13 protein-coding genes are annotated in these 16,846 nt (G+C 59.4%); 11 read left to right on the top strand and 2 right to left on the bottom strand.

The window, feature by feature from the left end; all coding sequences use genetic code 11:
- Positions 1 to 132 precede the first annotated feature (132 nt).
- The 11 genes from QDY28_RS12570 (at position 133) to QDY28_RS30995 (ending at position 14,110) form a co-directional block, all read left to right on the top strand.
- Positions 133 to 2,031, top strand: coding sequence for an ABC transporter ATP-binding protein (locus QDY28_RS12570; RefSeq protein WP_331382017.1), 1,899 nt, complete (start codon positions 133 to 135; stop codon positions 2,029 to 2,031).
- A complete protein-coding gene (locus QDY28_RS12565; RefSeq protein ID WP_331382016.1) occupies positions 2,025 to 3,941 on the top strand; it encodes an ABC transporter substrate-binding protein in 1,917 nt (638 codons plus the stop codon). Before QDY28_RS12570 ends, QDY28_RS12565 begins: the two co-directional genes overlap by 7 nt.
- A complete protein-coding gene (locus QDY28_RS12560) occupies positions 3,934 to 4,932 on the top strand; it encodes an ABC transporter permease (protein ID WP_331382015.1) in 999 nt (332 codons plus the stop codon). Before QDY28_RS12565 ends, QDY28_RS12560 begins: the two co-directional genes overlap by 8 nt.
- Positions 4,929 to 6,104 carry an ABC transporter permease gene (locus tag QDY28_RS12555; protein WP_331382014.1) on the top strand — a complete coding sequence of 392 codons (1,176 nt, stop codon included), beginning with the start codon at positions 4,929 to 4,931 and terminating at the stop codon, positions 6,102 to 6,104. The genes QDY28_RS12560 and QDY28_RS12555 overlap by 4 nt, the downstream gene beginning before the upstream one ends.
- 100 nt (positions 6,105 to 6,204) lie before the next feature.
- Positions 6,205 to 7,419, top strand: coding sequence for a glycosyltransferase family protein (locus QDY28_RS12550; RefSeq protein WP_331382013.1), 1,215 nt, complete (start codon positions 6,205 to 6,207; stop codon positions 7,417 to 7,419).
- A gap of 17 nt (positions 7,420 to 7,436) precedes the next feature.
- Positions 7,437 to 8,696 (top strand): glycosyltransferase, encoded by a 1,260-nt coding sequence (locus QDY28_RS12545; RefSeq protein ID WP_331382012.1) that lies wholly within the window; start codon positions 7,437 to 7,439, stop codon positions 8,694 to 8,696.
- Complete coding sequence (locus tag QDY28_RS12540; protein WP_331382232.1) at positions 8,696 to 9,838, top strand: glycosyltransferase family protein; 1,143 nt, start codon at positions 8,696 to 8,698, stop codon at positions 9,836 to 9,838. Before QDY28_RS12545 ends, QDY28_RS12540 begins: the two co-directional genes overlap by 1 nt.
- A 236-nt stretch (positions 9,839 to 10,074) precedes the next feature.
- The gene (locus QDY28_RS12535) at positions 10,075 to 12,789 is read left to right on the top strand and encodes an ABC transporter ATP-binding protein (protein WP_331382011.1); all 2,715 of its coding nucleotides are present in this window, start codon (positions 10,075 to 10,077) and stop codon (positions 12,787 to 12,789) included.
- 52 nt (positions 12,790 to 12,841) lie between these two features.
- Positions 12,842 to 13,318: a cyclic nucleotide-binding domain-containing protein gene (locus QDY28_RS12530; RefSeq protein ID WP_104826668.1), complete on the top strand. Its 477-nt coding sequence runs from the start codon at positions 12,842 to 12,844 to the stop codon at positions 13,316 to 13,318.
- A gap of 38 nt (positions 13,319 to 13,356) precedes the next feature.
- Positions 13,357 to 13,560: a hypothetical protein gene (locus QDY28_RS12525; protein ID WP_331382010.1), complete on the top strand. Its 204-nt coding sequence runs from the start codon at positions 13,357 to 13,359 to the stop codon at positions 13,558 to 13,560.
- A 91-nt stretch (positions 13,561 to 13,651) separates the two neighbouring features.
- Complete coding sequence (locus QDY28_RS30995) at positions 13,652 to 14,110, top strand: AAA family ATPase (protein ID WP_442967508.1); 459 nt, start codon at positions 13,652 to 13,654, stop codon at positions 14,108 to 14,110.
- A gap of 35 nt (positions 14,111 to 14,145) precedes the next feature.
- On the opposite strand, the gene QDY28_RS12520 is transcribed toward QDY28_RS30995, so the two are convergent.
- On the bottom strand, positions 14,146 to 15,288 hold the full coding sequence (locus QDY28_RS12520) for a fumarylacetoacetate hydrolase family protein (RefSeq protein ID WP_331382009.1): 1,143 nt from the start codon (positions 15,286 to 15,288) through the stop codon (positions 14,146 to 14,148).
- 174 nt (positions 15,289 to 15,462) lie between these two features.
- Positions 15,463 to 16,833, bottom strand: a complete 1,371-nt coding sequence (locus QDY28_RS12515) for an alpha-glucosidase/alpha-galactosidase (protein WP_331382008.1) — start codon at positions 16,831 to 16,833, stop codon at positions 15,463 to 15,465.
- Positions 16,834 to 16,846 lie beyond the last annotated feature (13 nt).

Genomic DNA, 16,846 nt, shown 5'->3' with positions numbered 1-16,846 from the left:
TGAGCATCCTTGGATAGATCACTGGAAAAGCGACAGTTTTTACACACCTTTGACTAACTGGACACCCTTTATGGCCTACGTTAGTGTGCCATACGGGGCCATAAAGGTCGTGTAAGCGGGAACTACTACAGTATGGCGTCAGGGACTGATTTATTGCGTATCGAGAACCTCGACGTCTCGTTCTCGATCTACGGCGACAAGCTCCGCGTTGTGAAGAGCGCCAATCTCCGGGTGCTTCCCGGCAAGGTAACGGCGCTGGTTGGCGAGTCCGGCTCCGGCAAATCGATCATCAGCCAGTCGATCATGCGCATTCTCCCAACGCCGGCGCAGGCGACCGGCAGCATTCTGTTTACCGATCCGCTGAACGGCGAGACGACCGACGTTCTTCAATTGCCGCGCGACAGCATCGAGATGCGTCAGCTTCGCGGCGCGCGAATGGCCAATATTTTCCAGGAGCCAATGACCTCGCTCTCGCCGCTGCACACGGTCGGCAATCAGATCAGCGAGGCGCTTCGCATCCACAATCCGGCCATCAGCAGGGCTGAGCAGCGCGAGAAGACCGAGGAGATGCTGGGCCTCGTCGGTTTTCAGAACCCGCACCGCACCTTCGACATGTATCCTTTCGAACTGTCCGGCGGCATGCGTCAGCGCGCGATGATCGCCATGGCGTTGATCTGCAATCCGGCACTGCTGATCGCCGACGAGCCTACGACGGCATTGGATGTCACGATCCAGGCGCAGATCCTCGGCCTGCTGCGTAGCCTGCAGCAAAAATTCAACATGGCCATGCTGCTGATCACCCATGATCTCGGCGTCGTCGCCAACATGGCCGATGAGGTCGTCGTCATCTATCACGGCGAGATCATGGAAGCCGGACCGGTGGAGACGATTTTCCGCCAGCCGCAGCACCGGTATCTGAAGGCACTGATGTCGGCGGTGCCACACTTCGACATGAAACCCGGCGAGCGGCTGAAATCGCTGCGCGACGTGCCGGTCAATCTCGGCACGTTCTCCGGCAAGAAGAAATTGGCCAAAGCCAATGGCAGCGCGGCGCCGCCGGTGCTGCTCACCGTGGGCAATCTCACCAAGACCTATATCTCGAAAGGGGGCGGGTTGTTTGGGAAGGCGGGCACGAAGTTCCGCGCCGTCGATGATGTCAGCTTCGACATCCGTCGCGGCGAATGTCTGGGTCTCGTCGGTGAAAGCGGATGCGGAAAGACGACGATCAGCAAAATTTTGATGCGCGCCGTCCGCGCTGACAGCGGTTCGGTGGCGTTCGATGACGGCGACGGTAAGATCGACGTGCTGGCCGTTAAGGGGGACGAGCTCATGGATCTCCGCACCAAGATCCAGATGGTGTTCCAGGATCCGGTTTCCTCCCTGTCGCCCCGCATGACGATCCGCAATATCCTGAGCGAACCCCTTGAAATCCATCGCTACGGCGACAGCGATGAGCGCAAGGAGAAGGTCAAGGCGCTGATGCAGGCGATCGGTCTCGACCAGCACTATTTGAGCCGCTATCCCCACAGCTTTTCCGGCGGTCAGCGCCAGCGCATCGGTATCGCCCGCGCTTTGGCGCTCGGGCCGAAGCTGCTTATCCTCGACGAGCCCGTCTCGGCGCTCGACGTTTCCGTGCAGGCGCAGATCCTCAACCTTCTCAAGGATCTGCAAAAGGAACTTGGCCTTACTTATCTTTTCATCTCGCACAACCTCGCCGTCGTCGACTATATGGCGGACCGTATCGCAGTCATGGCGCGCGGCCGCATCGTCGAGATCGCGCCGCGCGAGATCATCCTGCGCGACCCCGTTCATCCCTATACCCGCTCGCTGCTGGCGGCGGTCCCCTTTCCCGATCTCGATCGGCCGCTTGATTTCTCCGCCTTGAATGCCGAAGGTCCGGCCGCCAAGCAGAGCTGGGGGCCGCATTTTGCGGAGGATGAAGGCGGTGATCTCGCTTACGCCGATCTTGGCGGCGGTCATCTCGTGCGCGCTCGCCGCGGCGCCGATGTTCAGGAATTACGCACGTGGTAACCCGTCGAACTTTTCTCGGCTTTCTCGCCTCTTCCGTCCTGCCGCTGCCGGCCATGGCAGCGGATGCTGACAACGAACCCGACTTCTTGCACGACTGGCTGCGGGCCGGCCAGATGCCGCCGCTGGCGCAGCGGCTGCCGAAGATGCCCCGTATCGTCAATCTCGCCGCGCTCGGTCGCGAGCCCGGCCGCTACGGCGGGTCGATACGCATGCTCATCGGCGGCCAGAGCGACCTGCGCCTCATGAACGTCTATGGTTATGCCCGTCTTGTCGGCTATGACCAGACGCTGACGCTGCAGCCGGATATTCTCGAATCCTTTACCGCTGAAAACGACTGTATCTTCACCTTCAAGCTGCGTGAGGGTCACAAGTGGTCGGACGGGCACCCTCTTACATCAGACGATTTCCGCTATTGGTGGGAAGATGTCATTCTCAACAAGAAGCTGACACCGGGAGGCGGCGCGCTGGAGCTGCGCCCGCATGGCGATCTGCCGCGCTTCGAAGTCATCGATCAGATGACCGTGCGGTATAGCTGGGACCAGCCCAATCCGTATTTCCTGCCGAATCTTGCCGCACCGCAGGCCTTGGTACTCGTCGGCCCCGGGCATTATCTCAAGCAGTTCCATCCGAAGTATCAGGACGATATCCGTCTTTCGGCGCTGATGAAGCAGTATCGTGTCAAGAAAGTCGCTGACCTGCACATCAAGATGGCCCGCGTCTATCGCCAGGAAAATCCGGAGCTCCCGGTCCTGGAGCCATGGTGCAATACGACCGCGCCGCCGGCTGAGCAGTTCGTGTTCGAGCGCAATCCCTACTTCCATCGCATCGATGAAAACGGCAAGCAGCTGCCATATATCGACCGCTTTATTCTGAATGTTAGCTCCTCGACGATTATTCCGGATAAAACCGGCACCGGCGACAGCGATCTGCAGGCGACGGCTATTAATTTCAACAATTATACTTTCCTGAAGGACGCGGAGAAGTCCTATCATCTCAAGGTCAATCTCTGGAAGGCGACGCGCGGTTCGCGCGTGGCGCTGCTGCCGAATCTGAACAGCGCCGATCCTGTATGGCGGCAGGTGCTGCAGGACGTACGGGTGCGCCGTGCGCTGTCGCTGGCCATCAACCGCCACGAGATTAACATGGCGGTTTTCTATGGCCTCGGCACCGAAAGCGCAGACACGATGCTGCCGGAAAGCCCGCTCTACAGGCCAGAATATGCCAAGGCCTGGATCGCCTATGATCCGGAGCAGGCCAACGCCTTGCTGGATGCCGCCGGTCTCGACAAGCGCGACCGGGATGGCATTCGCCTGCTGCCGGACGGACGCCGCGCTGAAATCACGGTTGAGACGGCCGGCGAAGGCACGCTCGACACGGACGTGCTCGAACTCGTCACCGACCATTGGCGTAATGTCGGCATCGCCCTGTTTACCCGCACCTCGCAGCGCGACATCCTGCGCAGCCGCGCCATGGGCGGGCGTATCGTTATGTCGATTTGGTTGGGTCTCGACAATGGTGTGGCGACGGCGGACATGAATCCTGGCCAGCTTGCGCCGACGATGGACGACCAACTGCAATGGCCGCTCTGGGGCATGCACTATCTTTCCCGCGGCACGCAGGGCACTGCGCCGGACCTTCCGGAAGTCGTAAAGCTGGTCGAGCTGTTGAATCGATGGGGCAAGTCTGCTTCGTCCTTCGAACGGGCAGAGATATGGCATCAGATGCTGGCGATCTATGTCGACCAGGTCTTCTCCATCGGGCTTATCAATGGCACGCTGCAGCCGATCGTGCACGTGGACAAGTTGCGGAACGTGCCCGAAAAAGCGCTCTACGGTTTCGATCCGACCTGCTATCTAGGCGTCTATATGCCCGACACCTTCTGGCTGAAGGAGGATCAACCGCGTGTTTAAATATATTCTTTGGCGCATTGCGGTAATGATCCCGACGCTGCTTGTCATTTCGATGCTGGTCTTCACCATCATCCAGCTCCCGCCGGGCGATTTTTTCGAAAGCCAGATCGCCGAGTTGCGGGCGCAGGGCGAGACGGCCAACATGCAGGAGATCGAGAATCTTCGCCACGAATACGGGCTCGATAAGCCCGTGGCCCTGCAATATGTCTATTGGGTCGCCGGCATGCTGCATGGCGATTTCGGCTATTCCTTCGAATATCAACTGCCGGTATCGGATGTGGTGGGCGATCGCCTGTGGCTGACCATCCTCGTGTCGACGGCGACGATCGCGGTCACCTGGCTGATCGCGTTCCCGATCGGCATCTATTCGGCCACCCATCAATATAGCTGGGGTGATTATGGGCTGACCTTCTTCGGTCTGCTCGGCATCGCTATTCCGAACTTCATGCTGGCGCTTATCCTGATGCATTTCGCCAATATCTGGTTCGGCGTGTCGATCGGCCACCTGATGGATCTGCAATATCTGTCGCAGCCTATGAGTTGGGCAAAGGCGCGCTCCATCCTCGCGCATCTGTGGATTCCGGTCATCATTGTCGGCACCGCCGGCACCGCCGGCATGATCCGTCGCCTGCGCGCCAACTTGCTGGACGAGATGCAGAAACAATATGTCGTCACCGCCCGTGCCAAGGGGCTGCATCCGCTGAGAGCGCTGGTGAAATATCCCCTGCGCATGGCGCTCAATTTCTTCGTCGCCGATATCGGCTCTATCCTGCCGTCGATCATTTCCGGCGCGGAAATCACCGCCATCGTGCTGTCGCTGGAGACGACCGGACCGATGCTGATCAAGGCGTTGCAGAGCCAGGATATGTATCTTGCCGGTTCGTTCCTGATGTTTCTCGCTTTCCTCAATGTCATCGGCGTGTTGATTTCCGACCTCGCTCTTGGCTTCCTTGATCCCCGTATCCGCTTGCAAGGCAGGAGCACCAAGTGAACGCACCCCTGCCGCGCCCCGGCGCCCCGTTAGAGCACTACGTTTCCACCGCCGCCTTCGATCCGGAGCAGTTCGAAGCAATGTCGGCTGGTCAGGCGCGTTACTACAAGGCTTCGCAGAAGCGATTGATGTGGTGGAAGTTCAAGCGGCATAAGCTCGCTCTCGCCTCCGGCATCTTCCTGCTGCTGCTCTACGGCATGATCCTGATTGTGGAATTCCTGGCGCCTTACGGCCTGCACACCCGCAATGTCGATTTTATCCATTCGCCGCCGCAGAGAGTCCATTTCTTCAACAACGGCGAATTTGTCGGCCCCTTTGTCTATGGCCGCAAGATGACGCTCGACATCAATACGCTGCAACGGATCTATACCGACAAGACGGATGACGTGCAGCCGATCCGCTTTTTCTGTCGGGGCGATGCCTATCGGTTCTGGGGGCTGGTGGATGCGAATTTTCATTTGGTCTGCCCGGCTATTGGCGGCCAGATGTACCTGCTCGGCACCGACCGCCTCGGGCGCGACGTATTGTCCCGTATCATCTATGGAGCGCGCATCTCGCTGACGATCGGGCTGGTCGGCATCTCCATCAGCTTCGTGCTAGGGATCGTCATCGGGGGCTTGGCCGGATATCATGGCGGCATCTTCGACCTTCTCGTCCAGCGGGTCATCGAAGTGCTGCAGTCGTTGCCGAGCCTGCCGCTTTGGATGGCGCTCGCGGCGATCATGCCGGTGACCTGGAGCCCCATCATCATCTATTTCGGCATTACCATCATCCTCGGCATTCTCGATTGGACCGGATTGGCGCGTGCGGTTCGTTCCAAGCTCTTGTCTTTACGCGAAGAGGACTATGTACTTGCTGCACAATTGATGGGTGCAAGTTCGCCGCGTATTATCGGTCGTCATCTTGTGCCAGGGTTTATGTCGCATCTGATCGCGACGGCAACGATTTCGATCCCCAGCATGATCCTCGGCGAAACCGCGCTGAGCTTCCTGGGGCTCGGTCTTCGCCCACCGATTACGAGCTGGGGCATCTTGCTTACGGAGGCAAGAGACGTCAGCGCTCTTGCATTTTACCCGTGGCTCCTCTTCCCGATGATCCCGGTGATTTTGGTCATTCTGGCGTTCAACTTTTTAGGAGACGGCTTGCGCGACGCGGCCGATCCCTACAAATAGCGGAAAGCGTGGCCGGAAATGAATTGCAGTCCGAAGAGCGGCCGCGGACGTCGTTTGCTGACAACGTACGAAAATGACTTTCATTCCTGAGGTTTTGCCCATGAAGCGGCGCTTAGAAGATGCTCGAATCCTCATGTATAGTCATGACACGTTCGGTCTCGGTCACCTCAGGCGGTGTCGAACCATCGCGCATGCGCTTGTCGAGGACTATCGCGGACTGAACGTTCTGATCGTTTCCGGCGCGACGATCGCCGGTGCTTTCGATTACCGAGCACGAGTCGATTTCGTGAAGGTGCCGAGCGTTATCAAACTGCGCGACGGCGAATATACGTCGATGGCAAGTCATGTCGATCTTCAGGAAACGTTGAAGATGCGCCAATCGATCATCCGTCACACGGCAGAGACCTTCCAGCCCGACATCTTCATCGTCGACAAGGAGCCGATGGGCTTGAAGGGCGAGGTCGAGGAGACCCTGCAATATCTGAAGGCGCGCGGCACGACGCTCGTGCTCGGCATGCGCGACGTCATGGACGCGCCGCACCTGCTGGAAGCGGAGTGGAAGAAGAACAACGCGCTGCAGAAGATAGATCAGTTTTATGATCGCGTCTGGGTCTATGGCCCGCCGGATTTCCATGATCCGCTGGTCGGTCTCGATGTGCCGCCCGGCGTGCGCCGGAAGATGGAGTTCGTCGGCTTCCTGCAACGCAGTGTATCCACCTTGGGCACGAAGTCGGAACACGTGCCTGACGAGGATTATATTCTGGTGACGACCGGCGGCGGCGGCGACGGCGCTGATCTGGTCAGCGATGTCATCGGCGCTTTCGAGCAGGACAACACGCTTCAACACAAGACGCTGATCGTGCTTGGTCCCTATATGCCGGCCAAGGAACGCAACCAGTTGCTGGAGCGCGCGAGCAAGATCGCCTGTCTGCAGGTGATCGAGTTCGACAACAAGATGGAGGAGCTGATTGCCGGCGCCAAGGGCGTTGTCGCCATGGGTGGCTACAATACTTATTGCGAGATCCTCTCCTTCGACAAGCCAGCGCTGATCATTCCGCGTACACGCCCACGCGAGGAACAGTTGATCCGCGCCCAAAGGGCAAGCGAGCTCGGCCTGGTCGATATGCTGCTGCCGGAGGAGTCCGCCGATCCGAAACTGCTGGCGGCCGCGCTGAAGCGCCTGCCGACCCGCGCACCGCCATCGGCGAGCGGCGGGAACATGCGGCTGGAAGGGCTGGTGCACATTTCCCGCATTGTCGGCGAATGGTTTGACGACCGCGACTACTATCCCCCGCTATCGATCGTCGCCGAATAGAGCATCGGAACCGATCGATGCGAAAAAAAATCCTGGTGGTCCTCAAGGGCTATCCCCGCCTGTCGGAAACCTTCATCGCACAGGAGCTGCTTGGCCTCGAAAGAGCCGGCTTCGACCTGACGCTGGTTTCGATGCGCAGGCCGACGGACAAGAAGCGCCATCCCGTACATGACGAGATCAAGGCGCAGGTCGTCTATCTGCCGGAATATCTGCACGACGAACCGTTTCGCGTGCTGCGCGCCTTCTGGGCCGGGATCAGAAAGCCCGGCTTTAAGCCCTTGCTGAGACAGTTCTGGGCCGATCTCAAGCGCGACATTACGCCGAACCGGGTCCGACGCTTCGGCCAGGCGCTGGTGCTGGCGCATGAATGGCCAGACAATGGCGAGTGGCTGCACGCGCATTTCATCCATACGCCGGCCTCGGTAACCGCCTATGCCAGCATCATGACCGGTATTCCCTGGACCTGCTCGGCGCACGCCAAGGATATCTGGACCTCGCCGGATTGGGAGCTTTCGGAAAAACTTGAGCGCGCCCGCTGGACGGTGACGTGTACGCGGAGCGGCTTCGAGCACATGCGCGATCTGACGGCAATGCCGGAAAATGTACACCTCAGCTATCACGGCCTCGATCTCGCACGTTTCGCGCCCTTTGCGGGTCGCCATTCCGATCGTGACGGGTCGAAGGCATCCGAGCCTGCCTTTCTGCTCAGCGTCGGGCGTGCAGTGGAGAAAAAGGGTTACGATGTGCTGCTGAGGGCATTGGCGCTGCTGCCCGCAGAGCTTCATTGGCGCTTTACCCATATCGGCGGCGGCGATGGGCTGACGAAGCTGAAGGCGCTTGCCGAAACGCTCGGCATTGCCGATCGCATCACCTGGAAAGGCGCGATGGCGCAGGAGGATGTGCTAGCGCATTACCGCCAGGCGGATCTCTTCGCTCTTGCCTGCCGTGTCGCGGCGGATGGCGACCGCGACGGTCTGCCGAACGTGCTGGTCGAGGCGTCCAGCCAGCGCCTTGCCTGCCTCTCCACCAATATCTCCGGCGTGCCGGAGCTGCTTACCGATGGCGAAAACGGCTTCGTCGTGCCCCCGGAAGACCCAAAAGCGCTGGCGGCGGCAATGGAACTGGCGATCCGCAACCCGGCGCTGCGCCATCGGCTTGGCGACGCCGCCGAGAAACGGGTGCGCGAGCATTTCGACCATCATTCCAGCATTTGGCAATTGACGCGGCTGTTCGAGGAACAGTGGCAAAAAGAAGAGCAATGGCGCAAATCCGCATGATGCCTCTCCGTAGTACATCGTCCCCGCGCGTTTTTTTCTATGTTCAGCACTTGCTCGGCATCGGCCATCTCGCCCGCGCCAGCCGTATCGCCAGCGCCTTGGCAAAGGACGATTGCCAGGTGACGGTCGTCACTGGCGGCGTGCCGGTGAACGGCTTTCCAGGCCAGGATGTCACCTCCGTCACCCTGCCGCCGGTCGTCGCCAGCAGCGCCGGGTTTTCGGGACTTGCCGATCAGTTGGGTAACGCCGTCGGCGAGGAATTTCTGGCCGCGCGCCGCGAGCGGTTACTGGACGCTTTTCGGACGGCCGCGCCCGATGTTGTCCTCATCGAGGCATTTCCCTTCGGCCGTCGGCAAATGCGCTTCGAACTGCTGCCGCTGCTCGATGCCATAGCCGGGACCAATCCCAAGCCGAAGCTTTACACCTCGGTGCGCGATATCCTGCAGCAGCAGAAGAAACCGGGGCGTGACGAAGAGACCGTGGCGCTGCTGCGGGATCATTTCGACGGCGTTCTCGTCCATGGCGATCCCAATTTCGTTCGGCTGGAGGAGACATTTCCGCTCACCTCGGCCATTTCCGACAAGATCACCTATACCGGTCTGGTTGCGCCGCCGCTGCCGCCCGCACCGGCAGAGATCTTCGACATCGTGGTTTCTGCCGGCGGCGGTGCCGTCGGGCGTGATCTGATCCGCGCCTCGCTCGAGGCGGCAAGCCGGGTGGCGCTCGATCGCCGCTGGCTGTTGGTCACCGGGCCGAACCTGCCGGAGCAGGATTTCGCCGCATTGACAAAGGATGCGCCCGGCAATATCGACCTCGTCCGCTTCCGCAAGGATTTCCCGTCCTTGCTGCGGGGAGCGGAACTGTCGATCTCGCAGGCAGGCTATAACACGGTCGGCGATCTCCTCGTCACCGGCTGCCGTTCGATCCTTGTTCCATTCACGGCCGGCGGCGAAACCGAGCAGTCGGTGCGTGCCGAGCGGCTGGAGAAACTTGGGCTGGCGCTGGCTTTACCGGAAGCGGGGTTGACGAGGGATCAGCTCGCCAATGCGGTGGAAATGGCCCTCTTGCGGCCGAAACCATCGAACCCTGATATAGACCTCACCGGGGCCGAGCGAACCTCGGCAATCATTCGCCAGGGGTGACGGTTGCAGCAATGCATCTGTCACAACACCTCGTCGTTTTGCCCTCCTCGTTTTCTGCAATCTTGTGATATAAATCGAAAAATTAATGAATCGGGAGGCACCTGGACAAAAGACCGGGCGGCGTTCCGTTTTCAAAATGGGGCCGCGCATCCACGATGAACTCCTCCCGCACCTCTGCAACATCGGCGCCAAACCCGGCGGCGGTGCCTGTTGAATATGGAAGCATGCAATAAGCGATGGAAAAAAGTCTAGCGCGTTACATCTGGTCGAACACCCGGCTGGAGCAAATCTGGATCCTGACGATCGTCGCCGCTTCGATGATCCCTTACTTTCTGTCCTTCGACTTGCCGAAGCAGATCGTCAACGGACCCATTCAGGGCAAGGGTTTCGAACATCCGGGCGAAACCCAGACCTTCATGCATGTCGCTTTCAATCTGCCCTTGCTCGGACACTTCGAGATATTTCAAGGCATCCAGCTCACCCGTTTTTGGATGCTGATCGCGCTCAGCCTTGTGTTCCTGGGACTTGTCGTCCTAAACGGTCTCTTCAAGCTCTACATCAATACCTATAAGGGCAGGTTGGGCGAGCGCATGCTGCGCCGCATCCGTTTCGAGCTGATCGACCGCGTGCTGCGTTTTCCGCCGGCGCATTTCAAGCGGGTGAAGCCGGCCGAAATCGCCACGATGATCAAGGACGAGGTAGAGCCGATGGGCGGCTTCACCGGCGACGCCTTCGTGCAGCCGGCGCTTCTCGGCGGCCAGGCGGTCACTGCGCTCGTATTCATCATCCTGCAGAATTTCTGGCTGGGCATGATCGCCGCCGCCATCGTCGCGGTGCAGGCGATCGTTATCCCGCGCATGCGCAAACGGCTGCTGGAGCTCGGACGCCAGCGTCAGCTCACGGCGCGCGAATTGTCCGGGCGTGTCGGCGAAATCGTCGAAGGCATCGGCACGATCCATGCCAACGATACGACCAATCTTGAACGCGCCGACATTGCCCATCGTCTCGGGCTGATCTTCTCGATCCGTTACGATCTCTATCAGTGGAAGTTCCTGGTAAAATTCATCAACAACTTCCTCGCCCAGGTCACGCCATTCCTGTTCTATTCGATCGGCGGCTTCCTCGCGCTGCAGGGCCGGCTCGATATCGGTCAGCTCGTTGCCGTCATCAACGCCTACAAGGACCTGCCGGGGCCGCTGAAGGAACTCATCGACTGGGATCAGTCGCGCCAGGACGTGCAGGTCAAATACAATCAGGTGGTCGAGCAGTTCAGCGTCGATGGCTTGGTCGATCCGAAAACCCAGATCCTCTCGCCCGCGCCGGCTGGCCGCATCACCCACCCGCTTGTCGCAACCAATCTCACCGTGCTTGACGACAGCGGCGCCCGTGTGCTGGATCACGTCTCGGTCGAGATTCATCCCGGCGAGAAGGTGGCGATCGTCGGCGACAGCGGCGCCGGCGGCGAATATCTTGCCGAGGCGTTCGGCCGGCTGATCTGGCCGGATAGCGGCCGCATTGCCATCGATGGACGCGATCTGCTGGAACTGCCGGAATCGCTGACCGGGCGGCGCATCGCCTACGCGTCGTCGGATACGTTCTTCTTCCACGGCACGTTGCGCAGCAATCTTCTCTACGGCCTGAAACACGCGCCGCTGATCCCTGCGAATTATGACGATCAGGCTGCCAATAAGCTCAAATGGCAGATGATAGAAGCGCGCCGTGCTGCCAATCCGGAGCTGGATCTCAATAGCGATTGGGTCGATTATGCTGCCGCCGGCGCCACCGGCCCGCATGATATCTACTCGGTCATCCGCCCTGTTCTCGATGCTGTGGCCATGTCCCAGGATATTCTCGACATGGCGCTGCGCTCGAATGTCGACACGGCCGCACATGACGACCTTACCTCGCGCATCGTCGAGTTGCGCCAGGCGCTGCGTCTCAGATTGCAGGAGGAGAATCTCGGCGGGCTTGTCGTGCCTTTCGAATTCGACGCCTACAATCCGCAGGCGACGGTCGGCGAAAACCTGTTGTTCGGCACGCTGAAGCGGCCGTTGATGACCAACCGCAAGCTGGCTGCCCACCCCTATTTCCAGCAACTCTTCACGGAGACCGGCCTCGACGTCGATCTCTACGATATGGGCCTGGAAATTGCCGAGAACGCCGTCGAACTCTTTACCGATCTGCCGCCGGATCATCCTTTCTTCCAGCAGCTTACCTTCATGACGGCGGAGGATATTCCGACCTATGAAGCGCTGCTGCAGAAGCTGAACGGCAAGGGCTTCGGCGCTGCGACGCCGGAAGAGCGGGTGGCCATCATCCGCCTCAGCTTCTCCTATATCGAACCCCGTCACCGCTTCGGTCTCCTGACGCAGACGCTGATGGACAAGATCGTCAGGGCGCGCGCCAAGTTCCACGAAAATATCCCTGCCGATCTGGCGCGCGTAATCGAGCGCTACGACCCCGAGCGCTTCACCGCTTCGGCGACATTGATGGACAATGTGCTGTTCGGGCGCATCGCGCACCAGCAGGCCGATGCGCCCGAGCGTATCCACACCATTCTGTACGACGTCTTCGAACGGCTGGGTATGCAGGATAGTGTCCTGTCGATCGGCCTCGATTTTGACGTCGGTTCCGGCGGCAAGCGGCTGACCAATGTGCAGCGGCAGAAGCTCAATCTTGGCCGCGCCTTGCTGAAGCGGGCGGACTACCTCATCTGCAATCGCCCCCTGCCCGCGCTCGACCATCGCGTCCAGGACCAGATCGCCCGCGCGATCCTAACCGGTCTCGACAGCAGCGAATATGCGCCCGCCGTCGTCTGGGTGCTCTCCAATCCGGGCTTTGCGGAGCTGTTCGATCGTGTTCTGGTTTTCGACCGCGGCAGCCTGGTTGAAAGCGGCACAACCACTGATCTTTTAGAGAAAAACGGTATGTTCAAAGAACTGTTATCGTAATATCCTATTGCAGCGGTGGTATCTGGGGCCCGACATTGGGGGTTTGAAGCTCATGCTTCTGAAAGACGAAGTTGAAATGCTAAAGCGGGTGCCGATTTTTTCGCGCATCGCACCTGCAAAGTTGAAGCTTTTGGCATTCACGTCGGATCGCGTCAGCTACAATGCCGGTCAAGTTCTGTTTCATCAGGGCGATCAAGGCGACGCCGCTTACGTTGTTCTTTCCGGAACTGCTGATATTCTTGTCGATAGCCCGGCTGGAGAGATCAAGGTTGCCGAAGTCGATATCAATTCGATCGTCGGCGAAATCGCCATTCTCTGCGACGTATCCCGCACCGCCACGGTGAAGGCCACGTCCCGGTTGGAGGCGCTGAAGATCAGCAAGGAGCATTTCCTGAAACTGCTCAGCGATTTTCCCGAAATGGCCGTCGAAATCATGCGCGTCCTCGCCGACCGCCTCAATCACACCACCTCCGAACTAACCGCCGCCCGCAGCCGCCAGAACCAGCAGCAGTCAGTGTCGACGCATTGATACCGAAAATGTTGGGCGCCCCGAGCTTTGAGTGGCGGATGGGCGCCGAACGTGTTGTGGCTGATATTCCAGATAGTGATGAAGTAGGTTGCGATCAGCAGCGAGATTTTGATCCAATCGATCAGCAAAAGGCGCCAGGTTACGCCTCTCCTTTCCCGAATGAACACCTTTCTCGCCGTTTTGTCGTAAGCTTGCAGTCAGGCTGCCGGCACTCGGTGCGGTTGCAGCAGGACGCAACGTAAGGCGCGTGTTTGCGGCTAATTTCGGCCTCTCTGATACCGCGAGATCTGCCGGCAATTAAAGCGGCAAGGCTTTGCCATGGAAGGATAATGTATGGCAACATTATACATGTTAATGGGCCTCCCAGGGGCGGGGAAGACAACGATTGGCAAACGCCTTGAACAGGAATGTCCTGCATTGTTGCTGTCTCCAGACATATGGATGGCACGAGTTGTCAGGGACGGCTACGATGCCGACAGACGACGTGCGGTACAGCAATTGCAGTTGGAATTGGCCGATAGAGTCCTTCGTCTGGGGCACGATGTAGTCTTGGAATTTGGATTCTTGCGTCGAGTAGAGCGAGACGTCGCACGAACGCTGGCGTCAAACGCAGGCGCCGGAACCCAACTAATCTTCCTGGACCCGCCTTTTGAGGAACTGGTTCGCCGTGTCAAGGCGCGCAACCAGGACTTACCGCCCGACACATTTTCTGTAACCAGGGAACACCTGGAGTTGTGCGCCACGTGGCTTGAGAGGCCACTAACGGAGGAGAAAGCTGTCATCCATCATTAGTGCAGCACCTAAGTGCTCCGGCTACGCTCAGCCCTCTAAATCAACCCACGTCCAGCCAAATTGCGCATCAGATGCGAGATCCCAAACGTCCAGGGCGCGCATTCGGTCGACAACAGCACTCGGTTTCTCAATGCGCCGAGTTTGTCGTTGGAAATGGTGACGATGTCGCCGACCTTGTGGGTGAAGCCCTGACCGGGCGTGTCGCGGTCTTCGACAGGTGCAAAGAGCGTGCCCATGAAGAGGACGAAGCCGTCCGGATACTGGTGATGGCGGCCGATGGTTTGGGAGACGAGATCGAGGGGATCGCGGCTGATTTCCTTCATCGACGAGCGCCCATGCAGCACATAGCCATCCTCGCCCTCGACCTTGAGGTCGAGATCGGCGTTGCGCACGTCGTCAAGCATATAGGTCTCGTCAAAGAGGCGGATGAAGGGCCCGATCGAACAGGAGGCGTTGTTATCCTTCGCCTTACCGAGCAACAGCGCCGAGCGTCCTTCGACATCGCGCAGGTTGACGTCATTGCCGAGCGTCGCACCCTTGACGCGGCCCTGGCTGTCGACGGCGAGCACGATTTCCGGCTCGGGATTGTTCCACTTCGAGATCGGGTGCAGGCCGACATCGGCGCCCGTGCCTACGGAAGACATGACCTGCGACTTGGAGAAGACCTCTGCATCCGGCCCGATGCCGACTTCGAGATATTGCGACCAGACGCCTTCTTCGATCAGCGCAGCCTTCACTTTGGCGGCTTCCGGCGAACCGGCCTTCAAATTGCGCAGGCTGTCGCCGATGAGGGCTGTGACCTTACTCCGGATCGCTTCGGCAAGATCCGGATTGCCGGCGGCGCGCTCCTCGATAACGCGTTCCAGCATCGAGCGGGCGAAGGTGACGCCGCAGGCCTTGATCGCCTGCAGATCGATGGGGGCAAGAAGATGGGCGGCCGACATGTCAACTTTGGCGGCGAGCAGATCGTCCAGCTTGGCAACGGCTTCGCCCTTCTGTGCGCGGACAAAGCCGACCGGATCGTCTTTCTCCAAGAGGTCACGCATGGTCGGCGCGTCCTTCGAAGTAATGTCGCAAAGCGTACCGTCACGGACGACGACAAGAGCGGGACCCTTCACGTCAAGGCGCCAGATGCGGCCGACGAAGGTTCCCGTGCTGAAAGTGTCTGAACTAGCCATGTGTTTGATCTCTCCCCAGCTTTGCCTCGTTTTTAGCGCAGGCGGAAAGGCTTTGCCACCTTAGATCGGCTGGAAGAACAGCAGGGTTTGGACTTTCACCTTCTCCGTCACGGCAAAAGGAAGGCCCCGCAGCGATGCTGCGAGGCCTTCGGCCGCAAAACCGGGAGAGAGGTTTCAAGCGGCCTGAACCTTGCGGTCGCTGCGCGCCCATTCCGGCAGCCATGTGCCATGGGCGGCCAGCAGTTCGTCGACCAGCGACCAGATCTGGTCGAGATCGAGCTCGGCAGCCGTATGCGGGTCCATCATCGCCGCATGGTAGATGTGTTCGCGGTTCTCGGTCATCAACGCCTGCACCGTCAGTTCCTGCACGTTGATGTTTGTGCGGATCAGTGCGGTCAATTGCGGCGGCAGGTCACCGATAAAGGTCGGCTGGATGCCGGAGGCGTCGACCAGACAGGGAACCTCGGCGGCGCAATTATAGGGCAGCGAGGTGATGCAGCCATTGTTGCGGACGTTGCCGTAGATGACCGAGGGTTCGCCGGTCCAGATCGAATTGATGATCGAGGAAGCATATTCCTTCGATTGGATCACTTCGATCTTGTCGGCGCTGCGATATTCGTCCGCCTGGTTCTTCCAGCGTGCGATCTGCTCGATGCAGCGCTTTGGATATTCATCGAGCGGAATGCCGAATTTCTCGATCAGGTCTTCACGCCCTTCCTTGATGAAATAAGGCGTGTATTCGGCAAAATGCTCGGAGCTTTCGGTGACGAAATAGCCGAGCCGGGTCAGCATCTCATAGCGGACCTTGTTCGGGCAGCGTGGGTTCCAGCCGGGCTTCGGCGCCCGCCCCTCGCGATAGGCACGAACGAGATCGGGATAGAGATCGCGATAGGAACCATCCGCCTGGCGATGCTCGAATTTCAGGTAGAAGGCCATATGGTTGATACCGGCCGAGCGGTAGCGGATTTCCTCATAGGGAATGTCGAGATCCTTCGCCAGCTCCATCGCCGTGCCCTGCACGGAATGGCAAAGGCCGACCTGCTTGATCGTGGGAAATTTCTCGGCGATCGCCCAGGTGTTGATCGCCATCGGGTTGACATATTGCAGCATGACCGCCTCGGGGCAGACGGCGAGCATGTCCTCGCAGATTTTCCAGAGATGCGGCACGGTTCTAAGCCCGCGCATGATGCCGCCGACTCCGAGCGTGTCGGCGATCGTCTGGCGCAAGCCATATTTCTTCGGCACTTCGAAATCGGTCACCGTGCAGGGCTCATAGCCGCCGATCTGGAAGGCGACCACGACGAAATCGGCGCCATCCAGTGCCTGGCGCTGATCGGTAAAGGTCTCGACAACCGCCGAGGCGCCAAGTGTGGAAGCCAGTTTGCGGGCAACGATGGCGCTTTCTTCTAGCCGCTGCGGATTGAGATCCATCAGCGCAATTTTCGCGCCTGTCAGTACCGGGCGCTGCAAAACGTCGCCGATGATGTTCTTCATGAAGACGGTCGAACCGGCGCCAATGAAGGTGATCTTGGGATTGCCTGCCATTAGAAAACTCTCC

The organism is Rhizobium sp. BR 362 (assembly GCF_036528765.1).
Classification (GTDB): Bacteria; Pseudomonadota; Alphaproteobacteria; order Rhizobiales; family Rhizobiaceae; genus Rhizobium.
Note: the sequence above shows the minus strand (reverse complement) of the source record. Positions and strands in the feature narration are given on the sequence as shown.

What these genes read in the sequence shown, in the direction of transcription:
- QDY28_RS12515 (WP_331382008.1), bottom strand. Translation starts at nt 16,833, where the DNA reads ATGGCAGGCAATCCCAAGATCACCTTCATTGGCGCCGGTTCGACCGTC.
- QDY28_RS30995 (WP_442967508.1), top strand. Translation starts at nt 13,652, where the DNA reads ATGGCAACATTATACATGTTAATGGGCCTCCCAGGGGCGGGGAAGACA.
- QDY28_RS12535 (WP_331382011.1), top strand. Translation starts at nt 10,075, where the DNA reads ATGGAAAAAAGTCTAGCGCGTTACATCTGGTCGAACACCCGGCTGGAG.
- QDY28_RS12550 (WP_331382013.1), top strand. Translation starts at nt 6,205, where the DNA reads ATGAAGCGGCGCTTAGAAGATGCTCGAATCCTCATGTATAGTCATGAC.
- QDY28_RS12570 (WP_331382017.1), top strand. Translation starts at nt 133, where the DNA reads ATGGCGTCAGGGACTGATTTATTGCGTATCGAGAACCTCGACGTCTCG.
- QDY28_RS12540 (WP_331382232.1), top strand. Translation starts at nt 8,696, where the DNA reads ATGCCTCTCCGTAGTACATCGTCCCCGCGCGTTTTTTTCTATGTTCAG.
- QDY28_RS12545 (WP_331382012.1), top strand. Translation starts at nt 7,437, where the DNA reads ATGCGAAAAAAAATCCTGGTGGTCCTCAAGGGCTATCCCCGCCTGTCG.
- QDY28_RS12520 (WP_331382009.1), bottom strand. Translation starts at nt 15,288, where the DNA reads ATGGCTAGTTCAGACACTTTCAGCACGGGAACCTTCGTCGGCCGCATC.
- QDY28_RS12525 (WP_331382010.1), top strand. Translation starts at nt 13,357, where the DNA reads ATGGGCGCCGAACGTGTTGTGGCTGATATTCCAGATAGTGATGAAGTA.
- QDY28_RS12530 (WP_104826668.1), top strand. Translation starts at nt 12,842, where the DNA reads ATGCTTCTGAAAGACGAAGTTGAAATGCTAAAGCGGGTGCCGATTTTT.